We start from the raw sequence: 20,871 nt of genomic DNA on the forward strand, positions 1-20,871 counted from the left end.
CCATGAGCCACGCGGCCACCTTGACGCCCGAGGTGCTGACAACCCTGATCGCGCTGGTGCGCCAGCATACGGGCATCGCCATGACGGCGCGCAAGAGCGTCTTGCTGGAACGGCGTTTGCAGCCACGGCTGCAGGCGCTGTCCCTGCACAGCTACCAGGCTTACCTGGACCGCGTGGCCAGCGACCGCGACGAGGTGGACCATTTCATCGACCTGGTGACCACCAACGACACCCTGTTCTTCCGCACGCCGTCGATCTGGGATTACTTCCGCGACCGCTACCTGCCCGCCTGGGCCCGCGCGCATCCGGACGGCTGCCTGGCCATCTGGTCGGCGGCGGCCGCCAGCGGCGAGGAACTGTATTCGATCGCCATGCTGTGCGAGCAATTCAAGCTGCAAACGCCGTCTTTCCGCTACCAGATCCTGGCCAGCGATATTTCGCAGCAGATCCTCGGCGCGGCGCGGGCCGGCCAGTACAGCGGCCGCTCCGTCGAGCGCATCCGTCTGTCGCACCCGGACTTGCTGCGCAAATATTTCACACCCGCGCCGTATGGCGTCCAGGTCAATGAAGAACTGCGGCAACACGTCAGCTTTGCCCAGCATAATTTGCTGGAAGCGCTGCGCCCGGCACGGCAATTCGACCTGGTGTTCCTGCGCAATGTGCTGATTTATTTCGATGCCGAGCACCAGGAAACCGTGCTGCGCCAGGCTCGCCTGAGTCTGAAGGACGAAGGCCGGCTGATCCTGGGCGAGTCAGAAACCATCGCCCGGCTCGGCACCGGCTATCAATTCGAGTTTCCCATGATTTATAAGGCAGGTAGCGCATGAGCATCATCATCGACCCTGGCTTGCCGCTGCACCATGTTGGCATGGGTCAACTGAGCGTGGGCACGCATGGCGAGCAGCTGCAAGCCTTGCTGGGCTCCTGCATCGGCATCGGTTTCATCTGGAAGAATGGCCCATGCTGCGGCCTGGCCCACTGTTTGCTGCCGGAAGCGCCGGGCGCCGACAGCAGCCTGGGGGCACGCTATGTGAGCCAGGCCGTGCCTTCGCTGCTGCGCCTGATGGGCGTGCGCCAGGCCGATTACGCCGATATCGAAGTGGTGCTGGCGGGCGGCGCCAGCATGTTTGGCCCGCGCAACGGGAGATTGCAAGTGGGCCGGCAAAACGCGCAAGCGGCGCAAAAATACCTGGACCAGTGCGGCTTGGCGGTGAGTTTCTGCGCGCTGGGCGGCCGCCACGGGCGCCAGTTGCTGATCGATTGCGCCCATCACAGCTTTGCCGTCACCGATGTGGTGGCGCCACCCGAATTAATTCCACGCAAGGAAGGCGCATATGGATATGCATGAAGCGACGGGCTTGCAAGCGCAGGGCACAAGCGACACGGCCACCGAACTGTTCGGCTCCTTCCACCTGGGCGACGATGAATTCGCCCTGCCCGCCAGCTGCATCCGCGAAGTGGTGAACTACCCGGCGAAAGTCACGGCCCTGCCCCTGTCACCCGCGTATCTGGAAGGCATGTTCACCTTGCGCGGCAGCGTCATTCCGGTGGTCAACCTGGGCCGCTTGTTCCGTGCCGAGGCGCCGCGCGCCGTCGCCACGGACAAGATCGCCATCCTCGACTTCCAGCAAGTGCTGATCGGCATCGTCTTCCAGGATACGGGCGAAATCCTGCGCGTGCCCGCCAGCGCCCGCAGCGCCCTGCAATATGCGGCCGGCGACAGCCACGCCGTCATCGCCGGCACGATCCTGCTCGATGGCGGCGCGCGCCTGCTGCAGGTGCTCGACCCGCATGCCCTGCTGCGCATTGAAAACGTGCCCCATGTGCTGGCCCTGCAGGCGACTGGCGCCAGGCTGAGCACGGCCCGCTACCATGCGCAAAGCGAACGCCGGCAATGCGTCAGCTTCCATGCGGCTGGCGCCACGTTTGCCTTTGAAATGCTGGCCATCCAGGAAATCATCCGGGTGCCGGAACTGCACAGCTCCCTGCTGAACAGCGAACTGTGCCTGGGGCGCATGCATTTTCGCGGCAGCCAGGTGGCCGTCGTCGACTTCGGCGCCCTGCTGCAGGCGCCCGCGTCCGGCACGGCTGCAACAGGCGACCAGCGCGTCATCGTCGTGCGCCTCGATGACACGACCGTGGGCTTCCTCGTCGATTCCGTCGACAGTATCGTGCATTTCTTTGGCGACGAAGTGCTGCCGATTCCCCTGCTGAGCAAGGCGCGCGCCGCCATGTTTGCCGGTTGCATCACGAAAGAGGGGCTGGGCGACATCATTTTCCTCGACCACAAGGGCATTCTGTCGCAGGCGGAAATTGTCGAGATGCGCGACGGACACGCGCGCCTGTACCCGGCCGTGACGGAAACGGCGGCCGCCACGCACAAGGCGCAGCGCCGCGTCTACATCACGTTTACGGTGGAAACCCGCTTCGCCGTGGAAATCGGGCAAGTGCGCGAAATCATCGATTTCAGCGGCGCCATCACGACGCCGCCGGGCATGCCGGCCTGCATGCGCGGCATGCTCAACTTGCGCCAGCAAATGATCAGCATCATCGACTTGCGCCAGTTATACGCCATGCCGGCCTTGCCGGACGATAGCACCGGCAAGATTTTGATCGTGGAACGGGGCAACGAGCGCTACGGCTTTCTCGTCGACCACGTCGACAACATCATGACCATTTCCGACAGCCAGCGCTTTGCCGCGCCGCAAATCATCCGCACGGGTGAACACGACGACTTGCGCAGCGAAATGGATGAGATGATCGATATCGGCACGGAGGCGCAGCGCCAGACCCTGTCCGTCTTCCAGTGCGACCATCTGCTGGAAAAGCTGGGGGCGGCGCTGCCGCAGGCTGCCTAGGCTGCTTTACATCCCCGGCAGCTGGTGCCCCTTGAACTGCTCGCGCAGCTTGTTCTTCTGGATCTTGCCCGTGGCGCCCATGGGCAAGGCGTCGATGAATAGCACGTCGTCCGGCGTCCACCACTTGGCGATCTTGCCCTCGAAAAATTGCAATAACGCTTCACGCGTGACGGTCATGCCGGGACGCAGCACGACGACGAGTACGGGGCGCTCGTCCCATTTCGGGTGGAACACGCCGATGCAGGCCGCCTGCAGCACGGCCGGGTGCGCCATGGCCAGGTTTTCCAGGTCGATGGTGCCGATCCACTCGCCGCCCGACTTGATCACGTCCTTGCTGCGGTCCGTGATCTGCATATAGCCGTCCGTGTCGATGGTGGCCACGTCGCCCGTGGGGAACCAGCCATCCTGCAACACGTCGCCGCCCTCGTTCTTGTAGTACGACGAGATGATCCACGGTCCTTTCACCAGCAAATGGCCATACGCCACGCCATCCCACGGCAATTCCTTGCCGTCGTCGTCGACGATCTTCATGTCCACGCCGTAGATCGCATGGCCCTGCTTTTGCAGGATCTTGCGCTGTTCGTCCTTCGGCAAGTCCAGGTGCTTGGTCTGCAAGCCGCCGGCCGTGCCCAGCGGCGACATTTCCGTCATGCCCCAGGCGTGGATGACTTCCACGTCGAACTTGTCGATCAGGGTATCCATCATGGCCGGCGGGCAAGCCGCGCCGCCGATCACCGTGCGGCGGAAAGTGGAAAATTTCAAGTTATTCTGCAAGGCATGGTTCAGCAGCCCCAGCCAGACGGTGGGTACGCCAGCCGAGAACGTCACTTTTTCCGCCTCGAACAGTTCGTAGAGCGACTTGCCGTCGAGCGCCGCGCCGGGAAACACCATGCGCGCGCCGGACAAGGGCACGGAATACGGCAAGCCCCAGGCATTCACGTGGAACATGGGCACGACGGGCAAGACCGTGTCGGAGGCGCGCACGTTCAGCGCGCTGGGCATGGCCGAGGCATACGCGTGCAGCACGGTCGAGCGGTGCGAATACAGGGCGCCCTTGGGGTTGCCCGTCGTGCCCGACGTGTAGCACAGGGTGGCGGCCGCATTCTCGTCGAACAGGGGCCAGGCGTAATCGTCGGAATGCGTGGCGATCAAGTCTTCATAGCACAGCAGGTCGGGAATCGTGCTGCTGGCGGGCATGCGCTCGCGGTCGCACATCAGCACGAAATGGCGCACGAAGGTGCAGTCGGCGGCGATTTTCTCCACCACGGGCAGGAAGGTCAGGTCAAACAGCAAGACCTGGTCTTCCGCATGGTTCGAGATGTAGGCGATCTGGTCGGGAAACAAGCGCGGATTGATCGTGTGCAGTACGGCGCCCGAGCCGGACACGGCATAGTACGCTTCCAGGTGCCGGTAGCCATTCCAGGCCAGGGTGGCGACGCGGTCGCCCATGCCGACACCGAGGCCATGCAAGGCGTTCGCCAGCCTGCGCGCGCGCTGGTGGCAATCGCGGTAGGTGTAGCGGTGCATATCGCCTTCCACCCGCCGCGAAATGATTTCGCTGCCCCCGTAATGACGCGCTGCAAACTCGATAATGCTGGAAATCAGCAGAGGCTGATTCATCATCTGGCCCATCACTGGACTCAAGGGGAATGCCAACATCGTCTCTCCTGGGTGGATACTTGCTTGTTGTTGGAATTTAAAGACTTTCCTTAGTTTCGTACGGTCGTGCGGAAATCGTCAACGCATTTCGATATTGCGATGCAACATGGAATTTTCGATTCCGTTTTTTGCCGCACTGGTCCCCGCTACAGCACCCGCCACGCGCCTTGGCGCCGTGCGGTAAAATCGTACTCCAGGCTGGCGCACCTTGCCGGTCCATCTTACTGACTGGAATTGCCATCACCGCTCATACCTTACCACTGGATAACGCCTTTGCGGCCTTGCCGCCCGCGTTCTATACGCGCTTGATGCCCACGCCCCTGCCCGCCCCGTATTTCGTGGCCGCCAGCGCGCCAGCCGCAGCCTTCATCGGCCTCGATGCGGCGCGTCTGGCCGAGCCGGACTATGTGGCGCTGCTGAGCGGCAATGCCGTTGCCGAGCGTTCGATGCCCCTGTCGGCCGTGTATTCGGGCCACCAGTTCGGCGTCTGGGCCGGCCAGCTGGGCGACGGTCGCGCCATCCTGCTGGGCGATATCGCCACCGAACACGGCCCCATGGAACTGCAACTGAAAGGCGCTGGCGCCACGCCGTATTCGCGCATGGGCGACGGACGCGCCGTGCTGCGCTCGTCGATCCGCGAATTCCTGTGCTCGGAAGCCATGGCGGCGCTGGGCATACCCACGTCGCGTGCGCTGTCCATCATGGGTTCGCAGCAAGGCATCATGCGTGAAACCGTCGAGACGGCCGCCGTCGTCACGCGCATGGCGCGCAGTTTTGTTCGCTTCGGCTCGTTCGAACACTGGTTTTACCGCAAGCAACCGGACGAGCTGAAAATCCTTGCCGATTACGTCATCGACAGTTTTTATCCCCATTTGCGCGCTGCATCAAATCCATATCAAGCCTTGCTGGCTGAAGTGTGCGTGCGCACGGCGCACATGATTGCGCACTGGCAAGCCGTGGGCTTCATGCATGGCGTCATGAACACGGACAATATGTCGATCCTGGGCCTGACGCTCGATTACGGCCCCTTCGGCTTCATGGAAGCCTTCGATGCCGAGCACATTTGCAACCATACGGACCAGCAGGGCCGCTATTCCTACGCCAACCAGCCGCAGGTGGGGCACTGGAACTGCTATGCGCTGGGCCAGGCGCTGCTGCCGTTGATCGGTGAAGTGGCCGAGGCGCAGGCGGCGCTGGACAGCTACCAGCCCGCGTTTGCGGAGAAGATGAATGCCTTGCTGCGCGCCAAGCTGGGCTTGCGCACGCAACACGACGACGATACGGCCCTGTTCGACAGCATGTTTGCGCTGATGCAAGCCAATCACGTGGATTTCACCAACTTCTTCCGCGCCCTGTCGACACTGCAAGTAGATGCTCCCGAGCACGACACGGTGCTGCGCGACATGTTCATCGACCGCCCCGCCTTCGATACATGGGCGGCGCAATACCGCGCGCGCCTGCGGCAGGAGCACAGCGTCGATGCCGAACGGCAAGAGGCGATGAACCTGGTCAACCCGAAATACGTGCTGCGCAACTACCTGGCGCAAGTGGCCATCGAAAAAGCCCAGCAGCAGGACTACACGGAAGTGGCGAAACTGCTGGAAATATTGCAAAAGCCATTTGACGAACAGCCCGAACACCAGCACTATGCGGCCCTGCCGCCCGACTGGGCCAGCCACCTTGAAGTCAGTTGCTCATCCTGAGGAGTCATTATGACCACGAATAAAGTCAAAAAAACCGACGCCGAATGGCGCGCCATGCTCGACTCGATGCAATACGAAGTCACGCGCCACGCTGCTACGGAACGGGCCTTCACGGGCAAGTTCTGGGACCACCATGAACACGGCGTCTACACCTGCGTCTGCTGCAACACGCCCCTGTTCGCCTCGGACACGAAGTTCGACTCGGGCTGCGGCTGGCCCAGCTATTTCCAGGCACTCGACCCGGCCAACGTGACGGAAATCACTGACAGCAGCCACGGCATGCTGCGCACGGAAATTATCTGCGCCGTCTGCGACGCCCACCTGGGCCATGTCTTCCCGGACGGCCCGCCGCCGACCGGCTTGCGCTATTGCATCAATTCGGCCTCCTTGCGCTTCGATCCGCAGCCGTGAGACACAGGAATGCTTGGGAGCGATTCGGTTGCTCCTAAGCCATTCCTAAGATGATTCTAATAAGACCAGTGTAAAGTCTCGCCATGAAATTTCTATTCGACCTATTCCCCCTGATCGCCTTCTTCGCCGCCTTCAAACTGGGCGGCATGTATGAAGCGGCCACGCACGATTTCGTGCAGCAATATCTGTCCGGCTTCGTGTCAGGCGGCTTGATCAAGGCCGACCAGGCGCCGTGGATACTCGCCACCCTCGTCGGCATCATCGCCACCGCCTGCCAGGTCAGCTATCTGCTGCTGCGCGGCCGCAAGGTCGACGGCATGCTGTGGCTGTCGCTGTTCATCTTTGTCGTGTTCGGCGGCGCCAGCATTTACCTGCATGACGATTTCTTCCTGAAATGGAAGCCGACCCTGATTTACTGGCTGTCCGGCCTCGCCCTGCTGATCGCGCATGTTGGCTTCAAGAAAAACCTGATCCGCAAGACCATGGAAGCGCAAGTGCAATTGCCTGATGCCGTATGGAAGCAGCTGCTGGCCGCCTGGATCATTTTCTTCGGCCTTCTGGGCGCACTGAACCTGTTCGTCGCCTTCGTGCTGTACCAGGGCGACATGGCCGCCTGGGTCAGTTTCAAGGCGTTTGGCGCGACGGGCATCTTCTTTGCCTTCATCGTGGCGCAAACCCTGTTCCTGGCCAAACATATCAAGGAAGACGCATGATGACGAACGACACGACTACGCGCATGGAGCGCATTCGTACCCGCCTGGAAACGGCACTTTCTCCTCTGGAATGCGTGCTGGAAGACGACTCGGCGCGCCACCGGGGCCATGCTGGCGCCGCCTCGGGCGGAGGCCATTACAATCTACGCATTATTTCTAGTCAATTTGAGGGGCTCAGGCTCGTCATGCGCCATCGACTGGTGTATGATTCCGTGCACGATATGATGCATAATGAGATACATGCATTGGCGATTGTGGCCCTGGCGCCGTCCGAAGTAGTGTAAGGATGGCGTTTTGGCGTACCCGAGCCATGTTATCAATTTCTTTCCATGCGTTTTTTACGAAACTTTCCCTAACAGGATTTAATAATGACTTTTAAGCCAGCCCGCTTGCTGATCGCACTACTCGCCGTTGTCGCGGTACCTGTTTTTGCGCAAAATGTTGCCGTTGTTAATGGCAAGCCTATCCCATCGTCGCGCGTTGATGCAGTCGTCAAACAAGTCGTCGCCCAAGGCCAGCAACCGGATTCGCCGCAACTGCGCGAAATGATCAAGAAGGACTTGATCGGCCGTGAAGTGCTGATGCAAGAAGCGGAAAACAAAGGTTTCGGTAAAGATGCAGCCGTCAAGCAGCAAATCGAGAACGCACGCCAGGCCATCGTCATCAACGCCCTGGTCGGCGACTACCTGAAAAAGAACCCGGTCAACGACGCTGAAATCAAGGCGGAATACGACAAGTTCGTGGCCCAGACCGGCGACAAGGAATACCACGTGCGCCACATCCTGGTGGCCACCGAAGCGGAAGCGAAAGACATCATCGCCAAGCTGAAAGGCGGCGCCAAGTTCGAAGACCTGGCCAAGCAGTCGAAAGATGCCGGTTCGGCCGACAATGGCGGCGACCTGGACTGGGCAGCCCCATCGTCCTTCCCGAAAGTCTTCTCGGACGCCTTCGTGAAACTGCAAAAAGGCCAGGTCACCGACACCCCGGTGCAAACGCCTAACGGTTTCCACGTGATCAAGCTGGACGACACCCGCGCGGCAAAACTGCCGACCCTGGAAGAAGTCAAGCCACAGATCGCCGAAGCGCTGCAGCAAAAGAAACTGCAAGCGTATCAGGAAGAAATGATCAAAAAAGCGAAAGTTCAGTAAGAACTGACCTCCCCGGCGCCCTTTTCGGCGCCGGTCGTGTATTCTGCGCCTGAATGCGCACTGCACGGCAGTCGCGCGTATCGATTTTTAGTATATTTATTAGGAATGAACATGATTTTGAAGCCAGCCCGCCTGATCTTAGCCCTGGTCGCCGTTGTAGCGATCCCTGCGTTCGCGCAAAACGTGGCCACCGTGAATGGCAAGGCCATCCCTTCGTCGCGCGTCGACCAGGTCGTCAAGCAAGTCGTCGCCCAAGGCAAACAAGCGGATTCGCCGCAATTGCGCGAAGCCATCAAGAAAGACCTGATCGGCCGCGAAGTGCTGATCCAGGAAGCCGACAAGCAAGGCTACGGCACGCGTCCGGAAGTCAAGTCGCAGATCGACAATGCCCGTCAAAGCATCATCATCAACGCCCTGCTGGCCGACTACGTCAAGAAAAACCCCGTCAAGGACGCTGAAATCAAGGCCGAGTACGACAAGTTCAAGGCACAGGCCGGCGACAAGGAATACCATGCACGCCATATCCTGGTGGCCACCGAAGCGGAAGCGAAAGACATCATCGCCAAGCTGAAAGGCGGCGCCAAGTTCGAAGAACTGGCGAAAGTATCGAAAGACGGTTCCGCAGCCAATGGCGGCGACCTGGACTGGGCTAGCCCAGCTTCGTACGTGAAGCCATTCTCCGACGCCATGGTTGCTTTGAAACCAGGCCAGGTCACGCAAACGCCAGTGCAATCGCAATTCGGCTTCCACGTGATCAAGCTGGAAGAAACCCGTCCGACGAAGCTGCCGGCACTGGAAGAAGTCAAGGGCCAAGTGGCCGAGTCGCTGCAACAGAAGAAACTCGCCGCCTACCGCGATGAGTTGATGAAGAAGGCAAAAATCCAGTAATATCGGATGAAGATGAAAAGGCGCTCCACGGAGCGCCTTTTTTACGCCTGGAGATGCCATGAATCTACATGCAGAATTAAAAGTCGCGCTGGAAGCGGCGGCCGAACCGGGCCGCGCGGCGCCCATGCAAGCCTATATGCGCGACCAGTTCATTTTCCTGGGCGTGGCGGCGCCGCAGCGGCGGATGGCCGCCAAGGGCTTGCTGGCAAGCTTGAAGGGCATCGATGCCGCGACCTTGCTGGAACACGCGCAACGGCTGTGGCAGCAGCCGCAGCGCGAATACCAGCACGTGGCGCTCGACATGCTGGCCCTGCACCGGCGCCAGCTGGACGTTGAACACATCCCCGCCCTGCTCGGCCTGGCGCGCCAGCGCGCATGGTGGGACAGCGTGGACGGCATGGCCGGCATCGTCGGCGAGGTGCTGCAGGCGGCGCACCAGCGCGGCGGCGACGGCCATGCGCACATGGATGACGCGCTGCACCACCAAGACTTCTGGCTGCGCCGCATCGCCATGCTGCACCAGCTGGGCTGGCGCGCCGACACGGATGTGGCCTGGCTATTCGACGCGGCATTGGCCCTGGCCCACGAAGACGAGTTTTTCATCCGCAAGGCCATCGGCTGGGCCTTGCGCGATTATGCTCGCCACGCGCCTGAGGCCGTGACGACGTTTACCAACACGCACCGCCAGCAACTGTCGCCGCTCAGCTACCGCGAAGCGCTGAAGCACCAGCCACCTTGAACGCCGATCCGCCCAGCAGACGTAGCGCGGCGTCGATGCGGGGGCCGGCATCCCAGGCCGGCACGGGCGCCAGCAAACCCAGCGCCATCTGCCGCAGGGGCTCGGCAATCACCATCGCCAGCAGCAAGCTGGCCAGTTCCGAAGCATCGCCGAGCAGCACGTGGCCCCGCGTGGCCTGGCGCTGCAGCCACTCAGCCAGCATGGCCGTACCCCGCTCGATGCCGTTGCGCTGATACACGGCAAGTAAATCGGCGCGCGCGGGAAACTCCGTGCACAGCAGGCGGAACAGGCCCACGGCGTCCGCCGTCAGCACGCGCGCCGCCATCGCCTGCAAGACCTCCTTCAATAACGGCAAGACCTCAGCGGGCGCGGTCGCATCGTGCGCCATGGCCGGCAAAAAGGCGTCCGTCCAGCCGCGCACCACCAGGGCGACCAGTTCCTCGCGGTTGGCCGCGTACTGATACAGCGACTTCTTGGCCATACCCGCGTGGCGCGCCACCGCTTCCATCGTCGTGGCCGCATAGCCTTCCTGCAGCAGCAGCCAGGTGGCCGCCTGCACGGCCGCCTCGCGCGCTTCCCCGGGCGGCCGCGCCGGACGGCCCCGTCCGCGCACAGCCTTGCTCTCTTCTTCCTGCATGCCATCTCCCAGCTTGATCGATAAGCAATTTTACACTGAAACATATTTTGGAAACGTATTGCGTTTCTTTAATATATAATTGGCTCACCCCAACAAAGGAGAAGGACATGACGCAGCATATTGAATTCCCATGGAGCATCACCAACACAGGCGACTTGCTCGACCCGTTTCCCCTGCACCTGGAAACGGGCATCACGCGCCTGCCCGACGGTTGCCTGCTGGTGGCGGCGCGCACGGAACTGCACGGCTGCAGCGGGCGCATGCTGGACTGGTGGTTTACGTTTTTCGAGACGACGCAGCACATCAAATGGTGGCACCCGCACGATCACGTGGCCCATCACGGCTGGAACAGCGCGTGGAAAAAGGGAGAGCGTTACTACGGCGCCTCGATCGAGGCGGTGGAATCGCTGGGCGACATTCCGCCCGTGAAAGCCAAGCTGAAGTTCCATGACCCGAAGGAAGTATTTGATCCGGCGCAACTGCAACAGGCCCAGGACAGCGGCGCCCTGTCGGCCGCCATCTGCGCGCGCATCGGCTTTGGCGAACATGTACAGCTGGACCCGCAGGGCGATCCGCTCGATGGCGAAATGCTGCACCTGACGCGCGACACGCCCACGGGCTGCGTGCTGCGCAGCCGCTTCTTGCTGGGCCGCAATAGCCTGAATCCCGTGCGCGACGTGCCCGACGTGCTGGGCCTCAATTTGCTGCGCCATTGCTACAGCGAATTTACCTATCTGTCGCGCTTCCTGCCGTCGCTGTACTACGGCGAGCACGCCAACGGGGAAAAGGCGCCGCTGCCCTGGTAAAACATGGCTTTACAACTGCTTGTGCATACGCGCCAGCGGCAGCTTGATGTCATCGGGCAAGTCCAGATGAAACTCTTCCGTCACGGCAAAGCCGCTGGCCAGGTACAGCGGCACGCCGGGCAAGGTGGCGGCCAGTTCCAGGGCGGTAAAACCGGCGGCCAGGGCCTGCCGTTCGCAATGGCGCATCAGCATGCTGCCCAGTCCCTGGCGCGCGGCCGCAGGCTCCACAAAGAAGGCGCGGATGCGGCCCGGCTGGCTGGCCGGATCGAGCAGCGGGTCCGGCCCGCTCTTGGCGCGGTCGGCCCCATACAGGGTGGCGCGCTGGCTCCAGCCGCCGCAGGCCAGCATGGCGGCATCGCGTTCGATGACGAAATACGTCCGGTCGGCAACAAGCTGCGTATCGACGCCGAACACGTGGCGCGTGACGGATTCGGCCTGTTCCCGCGTATAAAATCCCGCGCTCAGTTCCACGCCGGAACGGGCGATCAGCGCATTCATGGCGGGTACTTCGGCCGGCAGCGCCACGCGCAAGCTGCTCAAAGCGCCAAAGCTGAACCAGGCACGGCGGATGCGGCCCTGCTCCACCTCATACGTCGCCACCAGTTCCTGCGCCGACACGCCATCATCCGTGTCGCCATGGACGATTTCATGGTCGATCACCAGCTTGCCGCAGGCTATGCGGTTGAGCAACTGCGCCCGCGGCCGGCTGGCGGCGAAACGTGCCGTGAAACGGGGGCCAATCTGCGCGCTGCCTTGCGCCAGCAAGGTATCGGGATGCTGGAATTGCTGTGCGTCATCGGCGTAGATGGCCAGCAAGGCTGGTACGTCGTGTGCGTTGTAGGCGTCCAGTTGGGCCTGGACCACCGCCGTTGGCGAAATAAGTGTATCGTTGGCAAGCGCCATGCGTGCACCTGTTGTGATGTGGTTGGAAAGTTGCAAAGCGTAACACTGTCGCTCCTGTCGCGGCGCAGTTTGCTGCGATAATTGTAAGATTCGTTATAAGATTCACCGCAAGAGACATCTTGCGGCGTCACCAATCAATCGCAAATCGCAGCAGGAGTAGATATCATGAAATGGGAAGGCAATCGCGAAAGCGACAATGTGGAAGATCGCCGTGGCGAAGACGGTGGTGGAGGCGGTGGCGGCGGCTTTGGTTTTGGCGGGCGCTCGATCGGCATCGGCACCATCGTCATCGCCCTCGTCGGCTCGTATGTGCTGGGCGTCAATCCCTTGACCTTGCTGAACCTGCTCAGCGGCGGTGGCGGCCAGATCAGCACCCAGCAAAGCCAGGCACCGGCGCGCCAGCCGCCCGAATCGGACGACATGGCCCGCTTCGTGAAAACCGTGCTGGCCGATACGGAAGACACGTGGGGCGCCCTGTTCAAGGCCGAGGGCGGCAGCTATGTGAAACCCAAGCTGGTGTTGTTCTCGGGCAGCATTCCGACCGCCTGCGGCACGGGCCAGAGCGCCAGCGGGCCGTTCTACTGCCCCGGCGACCAAAAAGTTTACCTGGACCTCGATTTTTTCAATCTGATGCAGCAACGCTTCAAGGTGTCGGGCGAGTTTGCCGAAGCCTACGTGATCGCACATGAAGTGGGCCACCACGTGCAAAACCTGATGGGTTTGTCCGAAAAGGTCGACAATGCGCGCCGCACGCAATCGGAGCGCCAGGCCAACGCCATGTCCGTGCGCCTGGAATTGCAGGCCGACTGCTTTGCCGGCGTGTGGGCCTTCCACGCGAACCAGGACCGCAAGATCCTGGAACAGGGCGACGTGGAAGCGGCCTTGAAAGCGGCCACGGCCATCGGCGACGATGCGCTGCAGCGCCAGGCGCAAGGCCACGTCGTGCCCGACTCGTTTACGCACGGCACTTCGGAACAGCGCGTGCGCTGGTTCAGCAAGGGCATCGAAAGCGGCCAGATTTCCCAGTGCAATACGTTCGAGGCGCGCCAGTTGTAAATGAATCCACGCATGCCGCCCCGCGCGGGCCGGCATGCGCATCCATCAGGGCACGCCGACGTCGTAGCGCTTGCCCAGTCGTTTCAGCTCGCCCGTCTCGATCAGGCTGTTCATTTCCTGGTCGAACTGCAGGCGCAGCTTGTCGAAAGTGGGCGAACGGGGGAAGGCGAAATAGCCGTTTTGTATCTCGATGACTTTGGGCAAGGGTTTCACCTGGCGGCCGTAGCCCAGACGGGCAATCACGGGATCGGTATTGCGGCGGTTGCTGACGAACACGTCGACGTGGTTGTGCACCAGCATCTTCAAGCCATTTTCCACGTTATTGGCCACGCTGACCTGCAAGCCGGGCCGCACGCGCTCCCAGTCCGCGCCATAGGCCCAGCCATTGAGCAGCACCACCCGGCGGTTCTTCAGCACCGCGTAGTCGCCATCCCAGCCGAAGCTGGCATCCTGGCGCGTATAAAACACCATCTGGTCCTGGTAAAACGGCTTGTCGGAAAACGCCATGCTGGCGATGCGCTCGGGCGTCTTGTAAGGGCCGATCAGGATATCGGCCTGGCCCTGCACCAGCATGGCTTGCGCGCGCGCCCACGGCACCATGCGAAAACGCACGGTGTGCCCCGTGCGCGCCGCCATCAGGCGCAGCAGTTCCGCGCCCAGGCCGCCATATTCACCGCTGTTTTGATACTCGAACACGCGCTCGAACTGCGCGCCCACGGCCAGCAGTTCCCGGGCTGGCGCCTGCGATGGCACAAGCAGCACGGGCCACAGCAGCGCCAGGGCCAGCAGGCGCCGCCCTGCTTTTTTCATCAGCCGACGATGCGCAAGGAGTAATCGGTGGCCCGCACATCCTTGGTCAGGCTGCCGATCGAGATGCGGTCCACGCCTGTTTCGGCGATGGCGCGCACGGTGTCGACGTTGATGCCGCCGGACGCTTCCAGCAAGGCGCGGCCAGCCGTCAATGCCACGGCGTCGCGCATCATGTCGTTGCTGAAGTTATCGAGCAGCACGGAGACGGCGCCCGCATCCAGCGCTTCCTGCAATTGCGCCAGGGTTTCCACCTCGATTTGCACGGGCACGCCCGCGTCGAGGTTGCGCGCGTTTTCCAGGGCCTGGCTGACGCCGCCGGCGGCCGCGATATGGTTTTCCTTGATCAAAATGCCGTCGTACAGGGCCAGGCGCTGGTTCTTGCCGCCACCGACGCGTACCGCGTACTTTTGCGCCAGGCGCAGGCCAGGCAAGGTCTTGCGCGTATCTAAAATGGACGCCTTGGTGCCGGCGACCACATCGACATACTGGCGCGTGGCCGTGGCGACCGCCGACAGCAATTGCAGGAAATTGAGGGCGCTGCGCTCGGCCGTGAGCAAGGCGCGCGCCGGCGCCTGAATCGTGCAGACGACGCTGTCGGCCGTCATCAGGTCGCCTTCGGCGTAATGCCAAACGATGTCGATGCTGCGGTCCAGGCTTTTCATGATGCCTTCGAACCACGGCGCGCCGCACAGCACGGCCGCTTCGCGCACGATGACACGTGCCGTGACGATATGGTCGGGCGGCACCAGCTCGCCCGTCAGGTCGCACTGACCCACGTCTTCCAGCAAGGCAGCCAGCAAATTGCCTTCGAACGCGCGCGCCAGGGCCGCATCAAAAGGAGCGAAAGAATTAACGAGGGTACTCATGCTGGACCGATTCCTTGGAACAATGTGGTTTCTTTTGCCAGGTCAGCACCCGGCTTGAGGCCTGCCTTCTTGGCGGCGGCGAAATCGAGCATACGGTTGATCGAGCGCACGGCCAGCTGGCCGACGGCAGGATCGACGTGGATTTCGTTATGCATGTTTTCCAGCGTCTGCGCCAGGTTCAGCAAGCCGTTCATGGCCATCCACGGGCAGTGCGCGCAGCTCTTGCAGGTGGCGCTGTTGCCGGCCGTGGGCGCTTCGATGAAACGTTTTCCTGGCGCGGCCGCGCGCATTTTGTGCAGGATGCCGTTGTCGGTGGCGACAATAAAAGTGTCCGTGTCCATGGTTTGCGCTGCCGCAATCATTTGCGACGTGGAACCGACCATATCGGCCAGCGCCACCACGTTCGCGGGCGACTCCGGGTGCACGAGCACCTTGGCTTGCGGATACTCTTCCTTGAGCAAATCGAGTTCGATGCCCTTGAATTCGTCATGCACGAGGCAGCTACCCTGCCACAGCAGCATGTCGGCGCCCGTCTGCTTTTGAATATACCCGCCCAGGTGCTTGTCGGGCGCCCACAGGATTTTCTTGCCCTGCGCATGCAGGTGAGCCACGATATCGAGGCCGATGGACGAGGTCACCATCCAGTCCGCGCGCGCCTTGACGGCCGCGCTGGTGTTGGCGTAGACGACAACCGTGCGGTCCGGATGGGCGTCGCAGAAGGCCGTGAATTCATCGGCCGGGCAACCGAGGTCGAGCGAACAGGTCGCGTCGAGATCGGGCATCAGCACGGTTTTCTCGGGACTGAGGATCTTTGCCGTTTCGCCCATGAAACGCACGCCGGCCACGACGAGGGTCTTGGCCGGATGGTCGCGCCCGAAGCGGGCCATTTCCAGGGAATCGGAGACGCAGCCGCCTGTGGCTTCGGCCAGGTCTTGCAGATCAGCATCAACGTAGTAGTGGGCAACGAGCACGGCTTCGCGCTCGATCAGCAGGCGCTTGATGCGCGTGATCAGTTCGGCTTTTTCAGCCGGGGAAGGCGTCGCTGGCGTGCGTGCCCAGGCGTGGGCAGTGCAGCTGGCTCCGTCTTGTGGATGTTCGTACTCGACGGATTTGATGGCTAAAGTTTGCATGGCTGTGTCAAACAAAAACGGGATAGACCGGCACGATTGCAATAAAGCAGGTGCGCCGGAACGAAAGGACCGCGGCGCGTCGGTGTGGTGCTGGGTGGCTTCGCTGGCCGGAATTGTCGGATTACGCGACCAATCCGGGCAACTCACCCTGACGTAGGTCGGATTAGCGCACAGCGCGTAATCCGACGCAACGTTACCCTACAAATTAATCAATACCTTGGCTCTTCAAATAGTCTTCGTAGTTGCCACGGTAATCGACCACTTCATCTTCCTTGATCTCGATGATGCGGTTCGCCAGCGAGGAGACGAATTCGCGGTCATGCGACACGAAGATCAGGGTGCCCGCGTATTTTTCCAGCGCGATGTTCAGGGACTCGATCGATTCCATGTCCATGTGGTTGGTCGGTTCATCGAGCATCAGCACGTTGTGGCGGCCCAGCATCAGCTTGCCGTACATCATGCGGCCTTTTTCACCACCGGACAGTACCTTGACGGCCTTCTTGACATCGTCGCCACCGAACAGCAAGCGGCCCAGGATGGAGCGCACGGCCTGGTCGTCGTCGCCCTCTTTCGTCCACTGGCCGATCCAGTCGGTCAGGTTCGTGTCCTTGGCGAAATCTTCCGTCGGATCTTGCGGCATGTAGCCCACGTTGGCGTTTTCCGCCCACTTCACGCGGCCCTGGTCAGGCTGCAAGCCGGCAATGTCGCCCGCGATGCAGCGCAGCATGGTGGTCTTGCCGGCGCCGTTGGCGCCGATGATGGCGATGCGTTCGCCCGCTTCGACCATGATGCTGAAATTCTTGAACAGCTGGCGGTCAAAGCCTTTCGAGATGTTCTCGACTTCCACGGCCAGGCGGTGCAATTTCTTCTCGCCGTCGAAACGCACGAAGGGATAGGCGCGCGACGATGGCTTGATGTCGTCGACCTTGATCTTTTCGATCTGCTTGGCGCGCGACGTGGCCTGGCGGGCCTTCGACTTGTTCGCAGCGAAGCGGCGCACGAATTCCTGCAGCTCGGCAACCTTGTCTTTCGCTTTCGCGTTGTTGGCCAGTTGCTGGTTGCGCGCCTGGGTCGAGGCGAACATGTATTCGTCGTAGTTGCCTGGGTAAATCTTCAGGGTGCCGTAGTCCATGTCGGCCACGTGGGTGCACACTTGGTTCAGGAAGTGGCGATCATGGGAAATGATGATCATGGTGGAATTGCGCTCGTTGAGCACGTCTTCCAGCCAGCGAATCGTGTTGATATCCAGGTTATTCGTCGGCTCGTCGAGCAGCAGGATGTCCGGGTTCGAGAACAGCGCCTGCGCCAGCAGCACGCGCAGCTTCCAGCCTGGCGAGACATTGCTCATCGGGCCTTGATGCAGGTCGATGGCGACACCGGCGCCCAGCAACAATTCGCCGGCGCGCGATTCGGCCGTGTAGCCGTCGTATTCGGAGACTTTGCCTTCCAGCTCGGCGGCCTGCATGTAGTCGTCGTCCGTCGCTTCCGGGTTCGCGTAGATCGCGTCGCGTTGCTGGATGGCGGCCCACATTTCCGTGTGGCCCATCATGACGACGTCGAGGACGCGCATGTCTTCAAAGGCAAACTGGTCCTGGCGCAGCTTGCCCAGGCGTTCGTTGGTATCGAGCATGACGTTGCCGCCCGACGGGTCCAGATCGCCGCCCAGTATCTTCATGAACGTCGACTTGCCGCAGCCGTTCGCGCCGATCAAACCATAGCGGTTGCCGTCGCCGAACTTGACGGAGATATTCTCAAACAATGGCTTTGCGCCAAACTGCATCGTAATATTTGCTGTAGATAGCATGTGATATTGGGTCTTTATTCAGTTAAAACAGCTAGTTAGGTACTTTGCACCCATTATACAGCACCCACCCTCTTCCCTCTATAGGGGGCCAGCCAGGACGTTGGAAATCAATGCAAAGAAATAATGGCAAGAAAATACGATTGCCGTATTCCCATTTAGCAGATACGCTGCGCGGCATCCGTTTTCTCCCCTCCACCTTACAGGCCTCACTTGAAAAAAATCACCATCGCCGCCGCCGTGGCCGCCGTTGCCGTCGCCGCCACCGCCTATGCCTCGCCCTACTACGCCTTGCACCAGATCAAGACCGCGCTGGCCGAACGCAACGCAGAAGCCCTGGCCGCACACGTGGACTTCCCCGCCTTGCGCGCCAGCGTCAAGACGCAGCTGGAGGCCAGCATGGCGCGCAGCATCGAAGCGACCGCCGGCAGCGGCAACCCGCTCGCCGCCCTGGGCCAGCGGGTTGCCAGCGCCATGCTGGGCAAGATGGTCGATACCATGGTCTCGCCTGCAGGCGTCGTCGCGCTGGTCAACAAGAGCGCCGTCGGCCCGCAAGCAAGTGAGACGGCGGATGCACCCGCCGATGGCGCGCAGAAAAAGGCCGAGTATTCGGCAGGCTATGCTGGCGTGAACACCTTTGTCGTGCGTGCGAAAGACGGTAATGCGCAGGACGGCGCACTGGTCCTGCTGCGCCATGGCGTGTGGGGCTGGAAACTCAGTTCAATCGAGATTGCGTCGGCGATGGCCGCACGTTAAGCGGGAAATTTCATGCTGAAACACCCAGCTTTATCGCTGGCCATGGTCATTGCCAGCGCCACATCACTCGCCCACGCCCTCGATGGCACAGCCGGGAGCAGCCACTCTGTTGCCGCGCGCATGCAGGCGGAAACATCCACGGCCGCCGATCCTGACGCCCCTGCCCCGCTGCCCGTGCCCAGCGACATTTCGCTGGCCGAACTGGAGCGCCGTCTGGCATTGGGTCAGGCGCGGGCCGCTGAAAAACACTATACCAGCGCGCTCGATCCGGTCGCTTTGACCGGCCTGGCGCAACAGATGGGCTGTATGGATATCGTCGGCGTGCAGCCGTTCGGTTTCCCGCTGGAACAAGCGCAGCCCACCGTCCTGAGCGGAGGGCACCTGCTGGCCCGCTGCCCGGACCGCGCCTATGTGACGATCACGGCCATGTCGATGGCGGGCAAAACGGGCAAGCGCGTCCGCATGTCGGCGCAATCGTTCAAGCAGACTGTGGATGGCAGGCCCGCGCGGCGCCTGTATTACAAGGCGCCCAACGGACGCCAGAAGGAAACGCTGACCATCATCGATGGCAGCCATGCGTATGCGCTCGAATACTGGTCGCTCGATGACAGCCAGCAAAGCGGCATGGTTGGCATTCGACGGATGGAAACATTGACGTTGCCGCAACAAGCCGGGCAAAATTAGTCAATATACTGTATATTTATACAGTTATCGACTATTTTCCTGTCCGCCATGCCTGCACATCCGCACAACGCCTTACCCTACACCATCTGCGTCAGCGCCACGATCGATGCGGAGGTCGAGCAAACCATCCTCGAGGGCTTGAACGCCTACAACGATGCCATCACCGGCTATAGCGACAGGCAGGTATTGAGCGTGGTGGTGCGCGACCGCGACAGCCAGCGGGTGCTGGGCGGCGCCATGGGCCGGACCTCGCTGGGCCTGCTGTTTCTCGATTTGTTTTATTTGCCCGCCGCCTTGCGTGGGCTGGGACTGGGCAGCCAGATACTGGCGCGGTTCGAAGAGGAAGGACGCCGACGCGGCTGTGCTTCGGCGGTGCTGTACACCATCAGTTTCCAGGCGCCCGAATTTTACGAGCGGCGCGGCTGGCGCCGCTTCGGCGACATCGCCTGCAGCCCCGAAGGCACGAGCCGGGTATTCATGAGCAAGCCCTTGTAGGCTGCATACGACAGTGGCCGGCGGCAAACCTGCCGCCAGCCACGATCAAGCACGGTCAACAATCGCTGCTTACATGCCCAGCGACTTGAGCAAATCGGCGTTGTCGTCGTCTTCCGGTTCCGCCGCAGGCGCGGGAGCGGCGTCGCGTTCGCGGTTCGCGAATTCGCCATCCATCAGCGAGTCGGCGTCGACTTCGCGCGAATCGAAATCGTGCAGCTTGATGAACTCGGTACGGTCGATCGCCAGTTCCAGATAGAAAATATTGTTCTTTTCCGTATAGAAAGTGACGCGGCGCATTTCCGGGCGGTCCAGCGGCGTGTCGACGCTAAGCATCACCTGCTTGTTCAGCACCAGCATCTTCGGCTGGCTTTGGGTGATGTTCGTTTGCAGTTCGCGCCGCACCTTGCCCGTGAAGTCGCCCACGATCTGGTTCATCAGCTCGCCCATGATGTTCGACACTTCGTCCGACGTGTAGAAGCTGGCCAGTTCCGACTTCGGCATGCCCATGTGCAACATATAGCGCTCGTAGATTTCCATTGCCGTATCGGCGGCAAAATTAAGCACCACCAGGCCTGTGAAACCGCCATCGAACATCACGAAACAGCCGATGTCCGGCTTCAGGCCGGTCTTCGTAATGCGCTGCACCATGCCTGAATAATTGACTTTACTTTGCGTTGCAACGTTGAGCACCCGAACCACCGAGTTGCACAAACTCATCAACAAATCTTCTGTACCGTACACAACATCCTTTTCTGCATCCATGAGCAACCTCTCCTACTATTTTTAAGATGACAGCACTGTTCCCTGC

Annotated in this window: 23 protein-coding genes; 15 read left to right on the plus strand and 8 right to left on the minus strand. The window is 61.4% G+C overall.

All coding sequences use genetic code 11. The annotated features are described in order from the left end of the window. Window positions 1–2: 2 nt before the first annotated feature. The 3 genes from P9875_RS16650 to P9875_RS16660 are packed head-to-tail and all read left to right on the plus strand — an operon-like array spanning window position 3 to window position 2,858. Window positions 3–827 carry a CheR family methyltransferase gene (locus tag P9875_RS16650; RefSeq protein ID WP_278315983.1) on the plus strand — a complete coding sequence of 275 codons (825 nt, stop codon included), beginning with the start codon at window positions 3–5 and terminating at the stop codon, window positions 825–827. After that, window positions 824–1,348 carry a chemotaxis protein CheD gene (locus tag P9875_RS16655; protein ID WP_176390988.1) on the plus strand — a complete coding sequence of 175 codons (525 nt, stop codon included), beginning with the start codon at window positions 824–826 and terminating at the stop codon, window positions 1,346–1,348. Before P9875_RS16650 ends, P9875_RS16655 begins: the two co-directional genes overlap by 4 nt. Further along, the gene (locus P9875_RS16660) at window positions 1,335–2,858 is read left to right on the plus strand and encodes a chemotaxis protein CheW (RefSeq protein ID WP_278315984.1); all 1,524 of its coding nucleotides are present in this window, start codon (window positions 1,335–1,337) and stop codon (window positions 2,856–2,858) included. The genes P9875_RS16655 and P9875_RS16660 overlap by 14 nt, the downstream gene beginning before the upstream one ends. 6 nt (window positions 2,859–2,864) lie before the next feature. Here P9875_RS16660 and P9875_RS16665 read toward each other — a convergent pair whose 3' ends face one another. Next, complete coding sequence (locus tag P9875_RS16665) at window positions 2,865–4,517, minus strand: 3-(methylthio)propionyl-CoA ligase (RefSeq protein WP_278315985.1); 1,653 nt, start codon at window positions 4,515–4,517, stop codon at window positions 2,865–2,867. A gap of 308 nt (window positions 4,518–4,825) precedes the next feature. Between P9875_RS16665 and P9875_RS16670 the strand changes: the two genes are divergently transcribed. From P9875_RS16670 to P9875_RS16700, 7 genes are all read left to right on the plus strand, one after another. Continuing rightward, window positions 4,826–6,220: a protein adenylyltransferase SelO gene (locus tag P9875_RS16670; RefSeq protein WP_423221785.1), complete on the plus strand. Its 1,395-nt coding sequence runs from the start codon at window positions 4,826–4,828 to the stop codon at window positions 6,218–6,220. Between the two features lie 9 nt (window positions 6,221–6,229). Then, on the plus strand, window positions 6,230–6,631 hold the full coding sequence (gene msrB, locus P9875_RS16675; protein WP_278315986.1) for a peptide-methionine (R)-S-oxide reductase MsrB: 402 nt from the start codon (window positions 6,230–6,232) through the stop codon (window positions 6,629–6,631). Between the two features lie 83 nt (window positions 6,632–6,714). After that, window positions 6,715–7,344: a septation protein A gene (locus P9875_RS16680; protein WP_099402052.1), complete on the plus strand. Its 630-nt coding sequence runs from the start codon at window positions 6,715–6,717 to the stop codon at window positions 7,342–7,344. Further along, window positions 7,341–7,628, plus strand: a complete 288-nt coding sequence (locus tag P9875_RS16685) for a BolA family protein (protein WP_035819127.1) — start codon at window positions 7,341–7,343, stop codon at window positions 7,626–7,628. The genes P9875_RS16680 and P9875_RS16685 overlap by 4 nt, the downstream gene beginning before the upstream one ends. A gap of 84 nt (window positions 7,629–7,712) precedes the next feature. Next, a complete protein-coding gene (locus P9875_RS16690) occupies window positions 7,713–8,492 on the plus strand; it encodes a peptidylprolyl isomerase (RefSeq protein ID WP_131686481.1) in 780 nt (259 codons plus the stop codon). Between the two features lie 111 nt (window positions 8,493–8,603). Further along, a complete protein-coding gene (locus P9875_RS16695) occupies window positions 8,604–9,380 on the plus strand; it encodes a peptidylprolyl isomerase (protein ID WP_034756072.1) in 777 nt (258 codons plus the stop codon). Between the two features lie 58 nt (window positions 9,381–9,438). Further along, complete coding sequence (locus P9875_RS16700; protein WP_278315987.1) at window positions 9,439–10,119, plus strand: DNA alkylation repair protein; 681 nt, start codon at window positions 9,439–9,441, stop codon at window positions 10,117–10,119. Here P9875_RS16700 and P9875_RS16705 read toward each other — a convergent pair. Continuing rightward, complete coding sequence (locus P9875_RS16705) at window positions 10,082–10,756, minus strand: TetR/AcrR family transcriptional regulator (RefSeq protein ID WP_278315988.1); 675 nt, start codon at window positions 10,754–10,756, stop codon at window positions 10,082–10,084. The two genes, P9875_RS16700 and P9875_RS16705, sit on opposite strands and share 38 nt — an antisense overlap. A 107-nt stretch (window positions 10,757–10,863) precedes the next feature. Here P9875_RS16705 and P9875_RS16710 point away from each other — a divergent pair, with 107 nt between their 5' ends. Beyond that, entirely contained in the window at window positions 10,864–11,562 is a 699-nt protein-coding gene (locus tag P9875_RS16710; protein WP_158300127.1) for a DAPG hydrolase family protein, read from the plus strand. Between the two features lie 9 nt (window positions 11,563–11,571). Here P9875_RS16710 and P9875_RS16715 read toward each other — a convergent pair whose 3' ends face one another. Further along, complete coding sequence (locus P9875_RS16715) at window positions 11,572–12,465, minus strand: GNAT family N-acetyltransferase (protein ID WP_278315989.1); 894 nt, start codon at window positions 12,463–12,465, stop codon at window positions 11,572–11,574. A 165-nt stretch (window positions 12,466–12,630) separates the two neighbouring features. On the opposite strand from P9875_RS16715, the gene ypfJ reads away from it, so the two are divergent. Then, on the plus strand, window positions 12,631–13,521 hold the full coding sequence (gene ypfJ / locus P9875_RS16720; RefSeq protein ID WP_278315990.1) for a KPN_02809 family neutral zinc metallopeptidase: 891 nt from the start codon (window positions 12,631–12,633) through the stop codon (window positions 13,519–13,521). Between the two features lie 45 nt (window positions 13,522–13,566). Here ypfJ and P9875_RS16725 read toward each other — a convergent pair whose 3' ends face one another. The 4 genes from P9875_RS16725 to P9875_RS16740 form a co-directional block, all read right to left on the minus strand. Then, entirely contained in the window at window positions 13,567–14,331 is a 765-nt protein-coding gene (locus P9875_RS16725) for a substrate-binding periplasmic protein (RefSeq protein WP_278315991.1), read from the minus strand. Continuing rightward, the gene (nadC, locus tag P9875_RS16730; RefSeq protein ID WP_035819147.1) at window positions 14,331–15,197 is read right to left on the minus strand and encodes a carboxylating nicotinate-nucleotide diphosphorylase; all 867 of its coding nucleotides are present in this window, start codon (window positions 15,195–15,197) and stop codon (window positions 14,331–14,333) included. The genes P9875_RS16725 and nadC overlap by 1 nt, the downstream gene beginning before the upstream one ends. Further along, complete coding sequence (gene nadA / locus P9875_RS16735) at window positions 15,194–16,327, minus strand: quinolinate synthase NadA (RefSeq protein ID WP_035819150.1); 1,134 nt, start codon at window positions 16,325–16,327, stop codon at window positions 15,194–15,196. Before nadA ends, nadC begins: the two co-directional genes overlap by 4 nt. Window positions 16,328–16,532: 205 nt before the next feature. Beyond that, the gene (locus tag P9875_RS16740; RefSeq protein ID WP_034756044.1) at window positions 16,533–18,131 is read right to left on the minus strand and encodes an ABC-F family ATPase; all 1,599 of its coding nucleotides are present in this window, start codon (window positions 18,129–18,131) and stop codon (window positions 16,533–16,535) included. 210 nt (window positions 18,132–18,341) lie between these two features. On the opposite strand from P9875_RS16740, the gene P9875_RS16745 reads away from it, so the two are divergent. Genes P9875_RS16745 through P9875_RS16755 form a run of 3 tightly spaced genes read left to right on the plus strand, consistent with a single transcriptional unit; the run spans window position 18,342 to window position 20,063 of the window. Then, entirely contained in the window at window positions 18,342–18,884 is a 543-nt protein-coding gene (locus P9875_RS16745) for a DUF2939 domain-containing protein (RefSeq protein ID WP_278315992.1), read from the plus strand. A 12-nt stretch (window positions 18,885–18,896) separates the two neighbouring features. Beyond that, window positions 18,897–19,568, plus strand: a complete 672-nt coding sequence (locus P9875_RS16750; protein ID WP_278315993.1) for a hypothetical protein — start codon at window positions 18,897–18,899, stop codon at window positions 19,566–19,568. A 48-nt stretch (window positions 19,569–19,616) separates the two neighbouring features. Beyond that, window positions 19,617–20,063, plus strand: a complete 447-nt coding sequence (locus tag P9875_RS16755) for a GNAT family N-acetyltransferase (RefSeq protein ID WP_278315994.1) — start codon at window positions 19,617–19,619, stop codon at window positions 20,061–20,063. Window positions 20,064–20,132: 69 nt separating this feature from the next. On the opposite strand, the gene P9875_RS16760 is transcribed toward P9875_RS16755, so the two are convergent. After that, entirely contained in the window at window positions 20,133–20,825 is a 693-nt protein-coding gene (locus P9875_RS16760) for a DUF3334 family protein (RefSeq protein WP_034784631.1), read from the minus strand. Between the last annotated feature and the right edge of the window lie 46 nt (window positions 20,826–20,871).

The sequence above is a fragment of the Janthinobacterium rivuli genome (assembly GCF_029690045.1).
Classification (GTDB): domain Bacteria; phylum Pseudomonadota; class Gammaproteobacteria; order Burkholderiales; family Burkholderiaceae_D; genus Janthinobacterium; species Janthinobacterium rivuli.

What these genes read in the sequence shown, in the direction of transcription:
- P9875_RS16650 (WP_278315983.1), top strand. Translation starts at nt 3, where the DNA reads ATGAGCCACGCGGCCACCTTGACGCCCGAGGTGCTGACAACCCTGATC.
- P9875_RS16655 (WP_176390988.1), top strand. Translation starts at nt 824, where the DNA reads ATGAGCATCATCATCGACCCTGGCTTGCCGCTGCACCATGTTGGCATG.
- P9875_RS16660 (WP_278315984.1), top strand. Translation starts at nt 1,335, where the DNA reads ATGGATATGCATGAAGCGACGGGCTTGCAAGCGCAGGGCACAAGCGAC.
- P9875_RS16665 (WP_278315985.1), bottom strand. Translation starts at nt 4,517, where the DNA reads ATGTTGGCATTCCCCTTGAGTCCAGTGATGGGCCAGATGATGAATCAG.
- P9875_RS16670 (WP_423221785.1), top strand. Translation starts at nt 4,826, where the DNA reads ATGCCCACGCCCCTGCCCGCCCCGTATTTCGTGGCCGCCAGCGCGCCA.
- msrB (WP_278315986.1), top strand. Translation starts at nt 6,230, where the DNA reads ATGACCACGAATAAAGTCAAAAAAACCGACGCCGAATGGCGCGCCATG.
- P9875_RS16680 (WP_099402052.1), top strand. Translation starts at nt 6,715, where the DNA reads ATGAAATTTCTATTCGACCTATTCCCCCTGATCGCCTTCTTCGCCGCC.
- P9875_RS16685 (WP_035819127.1), top strand. Translation starts at nt 7,341, where the DNA reads ATGATGACGAACGACACGACTACGCGCATGGAGCGCATTCGTACCCGC.
- P9875_RS16690 (WP_131686481.1), top strand. Translation starts at nt 7,713, where the DNA reads ATGACTTTTAAGCCAGCCCGCTTGCTGATCGCACTACTCGCCGTTGTC.
- P9875_RS16695 (WP_034756072.1), top strand. Translation starts at nt 8,604, where the DNA reads ATGATTTTGAAGCCAGCCCGCCTGATCTTAGCCCTGGTCGCCGTTGTA.
- P9875_RS16700 (WP_278315987.1), top strand. Translation starts at nt 9,439, where the DNA reads ATGAATCTACATGCAGAATTAAAAGTCGCGCTGGAAGCGGCGGCCGAA.
- P9875_RS16705 (WP_278315988.1), bottom strand. Translation starts at nt 10,756, where the DNA reads ATGCAGGAAGAAGAGAGCAAGGCTGTGCGCGGACGGGGCCGTCCGGCG.
- P9875_RS16710 (WP_158300127.1), top strand. Translation starts at nt 10,864, where the DNA reads ATGACGCAGCATATTGAATTCCCATGGAGCATCACCAACACAGGCGAC.
- P9875_RS16715 (WP_278315989.1), bottom strand. Translation starts at nt 12,465, where the DNA reads ATGGCGCTTGCCAACGATACACTTATTTCGCCAACGGCGGTGGTCCAG.
- ypfJ (WP_278315990.1), top strand. Translation starts at nt 12,631, where the DNA reads ATGAAATGGGAAGGCAATCGCGAAAGCGACAATGTGGAAGATCGCCGT.
- P9875_RS16725 (WP_278315991.1), bottom strand. Translation starts at nt 14,331, where the DNA reads ATGAAAAAAGCAGGGCGGCGCCTGCTGGCCCTGGCGCTGCTGTGGCCC.
- nadC (WP_035819147.1), bottom strand. Translation starts at nt 15,197, where the DNA reads ATGAGTACCCTCGTTAATTCTTTCGCTCCTTTTGATGCGGCCCTGGCG.
- nadA (WP_035819150.1), bottom strand. Translation starts at nt 16,327, where the DNA reads ATGCAAACTTTAGCCATCAAATCCGTCGAGTACGAACATCCACAAGAC.
- P9875_RS16740 (WP_034756044.1), bottom strand. Translation starts at nt 18,131, where the DNA reads ATGCTATCTACAGCAAATATTACGATGCAGTTTGGCGCAAAGCCATTG.
- P9875_RS16750 (WP_278315993.1), top strand. Translation starts at nt 18,897, where the DNA reads ATGCTGAAACACCCAGCTTTATCGCTGGCCATGGTCATTGCCAGCGCC.
- P9875_RS16755 (WP_278315994.1), top strand. Translation starts at nt 19,617, where the DNA reads ATGCCTGCACATCCGCACAACGCCTTACCCTACACCATCTGCGTCAGC.
- P9875_RS16760 (WP_034784631.1), bottom strand. Translation starts at nt 20,825, where the DNA reads ATGGATGCAGAAAAGGATGTTGTGTACGGTACAGAAGATTTGTTGATG.